5 protein-coding genes and 1 pseudogene are annotated in these 3,946 nt (G+C 68.1%); 4 read left to right on the plus strand and 2 right to left on the minus strand.

Features of this window, described 5'->3' with window-relative positions; translation table 11 throughout:
* The coding region (locus tag ACE3TU_RS19840; protein WP_374627385.1) for a LacI family transcriptional regulator at positions 1-996 on the minus strand (996 nt) is incomplete at its 3' end.
* Between the two features lie 199 nt (positions 997-1,195).
* Between ACE3TU_RS19840 and ACE3TU_RS19845 the strand changes: the two genes are divergently transcribed.
* Both ACE3TU_RS19845 and ACE3TU_RS19850 read left to right on the plus strand, forming a co-directional pair.
* Positions 1,196-1,756 carry a hypothetical protein gene (locus ACE3TU_RS19845; RefSeq protein ID WP_374627386.1) on the plus strand — a complete coding sequence of 187 codons (561 nt, stop codon included), beginning with the start codon at positions 1,196-1,198 and terminating at the stop codon, positions 1,754-1,756.
* Positions 1,757-2,177: 421 nt separating this feature from the next.
* Positions 2,178-2,387 carry a hypothetical protein gene (locus ACE3TU_RS19850; RefSeq protein ID WP_374627388.1) on the plus strand — a complete coding sequence of 70 codons (210 nt, stop codon included), beginning with the start codon at positions 2,178-2,180 and terminating at the stop codon, positions 2,385-2,387.
* A gap of 14 nt (positions 2,388-2,401) precedes the next feature.
* Here ACE3TU_RS19850 and ACE3TU_RS19855 read toward each other — a convergent pair whose 3' ends face one another.
* On the minus strand, positions 2,402-2,554 hold the full coding sequence (locus ACE3TU_RS19855) for a DUF1127 domain-containing protein (RefSeq protein WP_374627390.1): 153 nt from the start codon (positions 2,552-2,554) through the stop codon (positions 2,402-2,404).
* A gap of 238 nt (positions 2,555-2,792) precedes the next feature.
* Between ACE3TU_RS19855 and ACE3TU_RS19860 the strand changes: the two genes are divergently transcribed.
* Both ACE3TU_RS19860 and ACE3TU_RS19865 read left to right on the plus strand, forming a co-directional pair.
* Positions 2,793-3,320, plus strand: coding sequence for a hypothetical protein (locus tag ACE3TU_RS19860; RefSeq protein ID WP_374627392.1), 528 nt, complete (start codon positions 2,793-2,795; stop codon positions 3,318-3,320).
* A 69-nt stretch (positions 3,321-3,389) separates the two neighbouring features.
* Positions 3,390-3,946, plus strand: a pseudogene (locus tag ACE3TU_RS19865) (MFS transporter); the annotation flags it as partial.

Genomic DNA, 3,946 nt, shown 5'->3' on the forward strand with positions numbered 1-3,946 from the left:
CTGCAGCCCGGCGAGCGCGGTGTCCTCGAAGATGGCGTCGACCTTGGGGCGCACCTGGCTGAAAATGCCGGAGGTCTGCTTGGCCACCACCTCGACATCCCTGCCGATGACGCGACCGGCATCGGTGATCCCGGCCATCACCGCCAGCGCCGCGGCGTCGCCGGTGCAGATATAGCCGTCCGGCGCGCCGGGAGCGGCGATCCGCTGCATGGTCGCGAGCCGGATCTCGTCTGCGGTGTTGTCGAGCGTGGCGCCCGGGAAGATCTCCCAGTCGAGCCCGCTCTCCTCGATCGCCGACATGAACCCCGACCTGAGGTGGTTGCCGAAGCTGAACTGCGTCGGCGGCAGGATGATGGTCAGCTTGCGGCACCCCTTCGACCTCAGCCGCATGACGGCATGGTAGGCGAAGGCGTGGTTGTCGTAATCGACGAATGGGTGCGGCTCGGCATGGCTGGTGCGGCCGTGCGACACGAACGGGAAATCGTGTTCCATCAGCAGCGTCACCCGCGGATCGTCCGGCTCGGTGCGCGAGAAGATCACCCCGTCGGCGGCCTTGTTGCGCAGGATGTACAGGATCGGCTCGAGCGGCGAGGAATAGGGATAGTTCGGCGTGATGACCAGGTGGTAGGGGGTGCCGCGCAGCGCCGTGGTCAGCCCCGAGACCATCGACTGTCCGAAGCCCAGGATCTCGTCGTGCGGATCGAGGATCAGGCTGATCACGTGGGTGCGCCCGGTCTTCAGCCGCAGCGCCGTGCGGTCCGGCACATAGCCGATCTCGGCGGCGATCTTCTGCACGCGGACGCGGGTTTCTTCCGACAGTTCGGGCGCATTGTTGAGGGCACGCGAAATCGTCGTGATGGCCAGCCCGGTCATCTGCGCGATGGTGCGCAGCGTCGGCTTGCCATCTGGCTTACGATCCGGCTGTGTCGCCGCCGGCGTGTCGCTGCCGACGCGCCGCCGCCCACGCCTTTCAAGGCGTGTCTCCTCGTCGCTCAACGATTCCCTCCCTCACGCGGGACACCCGCCTTCTCGCGAGGCATTGTCGGCGCGCCGCTGGCGCAGTCCGGGTCCGCACCCGCGCAACACAGCAGATTATGCAATCGATTTCAAGGCGGGAAGTCCCGCCGTTTCCGGGCCCTGCCAGACTTTCGTAGGGATCGTTGCGCCGGCGTCGCAACCGCTGCACAATCGCGCCATGCTGTTCCGCGCCAAAGACCTCGAAGCCATCGTCGCCGGGCGTTCGACGCTCGCCTTCCGGCGCTGGAAGAAGCCGACCGTGCGCGCCGGCGGCACCGTGCGGACCGCGCTGGGGCTGGTGGGCATCGATACGATCGAGCCGATCGCGCCGGAGGCGGTCACCGATGCGGAGGCGCGCGAGGCCGGCTATCGCGACGCGGCCGGCGTCCTCGCCATGTTCTTGGCCCAGCAGGGGACCTGCTACCGCATCCGCCTGCACTGGGTCGGGGGCGATCCGCGCCACCTGCTCGCCGATGCCCTTCCGTCTCCCGCCGAACTGGCCGGGCTGCGGCGCCGCCTCGATCGCCTCGACGGCGACTCGCCGTGGACACGGCAGGTGCTGGCGCTGATCGCGGACCGGCCGGGCGTCGTCTCGACGCAGCTGGCCGACGCGGCCGGCCTGCCGCGCGATGTCTTCAAGCTCCGGGTGCGCAGGCTGAAGGCGCTCGGACTTACCGAAAGCCTCGCGGTCGGCTATCGATTGTCGCCACGCGGCGCGGCGCTGCTGGCCGCGCTCTGAGCCGCCCCGCGGAGCACGATTTTCTCCACCCGGGCGGCAGGCTGGTCTCGCGGCGTCTGGAAATCCCGCTCTGCGCTGCCTATCTTGGCGCATCGGGCGATCGCGACCAAAGCCGGATTGGCAAATGCACGGCGCCGTCGCATAGTTGCCCCGAGGTGGACGCTGCTCCGCCCTACAAAAGCTGCCGAGCCAGGATCGACTTGGCTCACCGGAACTGAACCCAGGCTTCTGGCCGCCGGAAAGGAGACGAACATGCACAATGCACTTCGCGCCGCGCTCCAAACCGGGATCATCGGCAAATGGGTAGGCTCCTCGAGCGGGTGTTGCCGAACCAAACGAATGTGACCGCCGTCACCTCTTCGTCTCACAGTTCAGCTAACACCCCGGCCGTCACCCATGACGTGCCGATGGAGGTATTTCCATGCAGCATGCCGCTTTCGAAAAGCCACATGGCGCGAGACCCATAGCCGTCGACATCGACGGCGAGCCCAAGGGCGTGCTGATCGCCCACGATGCCGGCTATCGCTTCCTCGCCGTCAAGCTCGATGCCTTCGGCGTCGCCGGTCGGGTGGTCGCCAGCATCGAGGCGGCCGCGGCCGCCCTGCGCGACGCGCTCAGGCCATCGGCCTGAGCCATTGCACGGGCTCAGGGTTGTCGGCCCTCGAGCCGTCGCCGGATCGTCTCGCGCGGGATGCCCATGTCGTATAGCAGGCGATCATCGACCGTCTCGAGGCGGCGAATCTCGCGGCGGAGGCGCTGCCACAGGCCAAGGCGGCGGGTCAGGGGGTTGAACGGCATTGTCGGTCTCCATTCTGTTCCGGCAAGGCCCCGCCGGTACCGATCCGCCCGTGGATCGGCCTCACTCGGGGCCATGCGCTGCAGGATTGTCGCCTGGCGCCGCGATATCTCGACAGCGGACCGAGCGGGCGCCGTCGAGCCGCCGCTCTTTCATGGCGAATGCCGGCGTCCTTAACCGGCAGGCAAGCTGGTCCGTCTAGTCTCGAAGCGGGAATGCAACAGGGTGGAGGGGCGGCCGATGAAGGCATGCGCCTATGTGGTCGGGCCGTCCGACGGGGCCGGGCAGGCGCTCAGGGACATGGCGCGTGCGCTGGGCTTTGCCGTGGTGCTGCCCTTTGCCGGCCTCGCCGCGGCCGAGACCCAGGCGCACCAGACGCCGCTGCTGTTCTTCCTGTTTGCCGCGGTCGACGAGGTCTCGGCGCTCAAGCCGGTCGCCGACAGCATCCGGTTCTCCCCCGGCCGGCGCATCCGGCTCTCCCCGCTGGTCTATTTCGCCGAGAGTCCGTCGCACGACCAGATCCGGCTGTGCATCGATATGGGCTTCGACGACGTCATCACTCTGCCCTTCACCCCGCAGCGCATCACCGGGCGACTGAAGCGGATGGTCGAGCGGCCCATCGTCTTTCACGAGACCGGCGCCTATCTCGGGCCCGAGCGGCGCAGCACCGCGTCCGACCTGCGCAGCCAGTACCGCCGGCTCGAGATCATGCGCACCGCCAATGCCGGGGTCAGCGTGCTGCGCGACGAGATGCGCCCGGGCGGCTGAGGCCGCTCGCTTGATCGCCGGCATCGATTTCACTAGGGTGCCCGCAACTTCTCCTTGGGTTCCTCCAGCATGCGAATCGGTCTCGAGCTGCCGCCCCAGCAGCGTGTCTATGGCGGCTTCTTCATCTATTCGTTCTGCATGGGCAGCCTGCCCCCCCGCCTTGGCGACATCCAGCACGCCATGGGGATCGAGGAGGGGGCGCTCGGCTTCGGGCTGATCGGAGCGGCGGCCGGCACCCTGATTTCGCTGAGCCTTGCCGGGCCGCTGCTCGAAAGGGTCGGCTACCGGCGCGCCATCCTGATGCTGATCCCGCTGCTGTCGCTGGGCTATGCCATCTCGGTGCTCGCCACCGGGCCACTCGCGTTCTTCCTGCTGCTGCTGCCGGTCGGCCTTGTCATCGGCGGCATCGAGATCATCCTCAACCTCGAGGCCGACCGGACCGAGCACATGATCGGTCACCGGATCATGAACCGGGCCCACGCCTTCTGGAGCTTCGGCTTCTTCTCCTCCGGCATCGCCAGCGCCGCGATCGCCCAGACCGGCCTCGATTTCCGGGTGCACCTGTTCCTCATGGTTCCCGTCGTGGTCGCCGGGGTGGCGCTGCTGCTCGGCCGCTTCGACCCCGC

This window comes from Devosia sp. (genome assembly GCF_041917035.1).
Lineage (GTDB): Bacteria > Pseudomonadota > Alphaproteobacteria > Rhizobiales > Devosiaceae > Devosia_A.

What these genes read in the sequence shown, in the direction of transcription:
- ACE3TU_RS19855 (WP_374627390.1), bottom strand. Translation starts at nt 2,554, where the DNA reads ATGCCGTTCAACCCCCTGACCCGCCGCCTTGGCCTGTGGCAGCGCCTC.
- ACE3TU_RS19850 (WP_374627388.1), top strand. Translation starts at nt 2,178, where the DNA reads ATGCAGCATGCCGCTTTCGAAAAGCCACATGGCGCGAGACCCATAGCC.
- ACE3TU_RS19860 (WP_374627392.1), top strand. Translation starts at nt 2,793, where the DNA reads ATGAAGGCATGCGCCTATGTGGTCGGGCCGTCCGACGGGGCCGGGCAG.
- ACE3TU_RS19845 (WP_374627386.1), top strand. Translation starts at nt 1,196, where the DNA reads ATGCTGTTCCGCGCCAAAGACCTCGAAGCCATCGTCGCCGGGCGTTCG.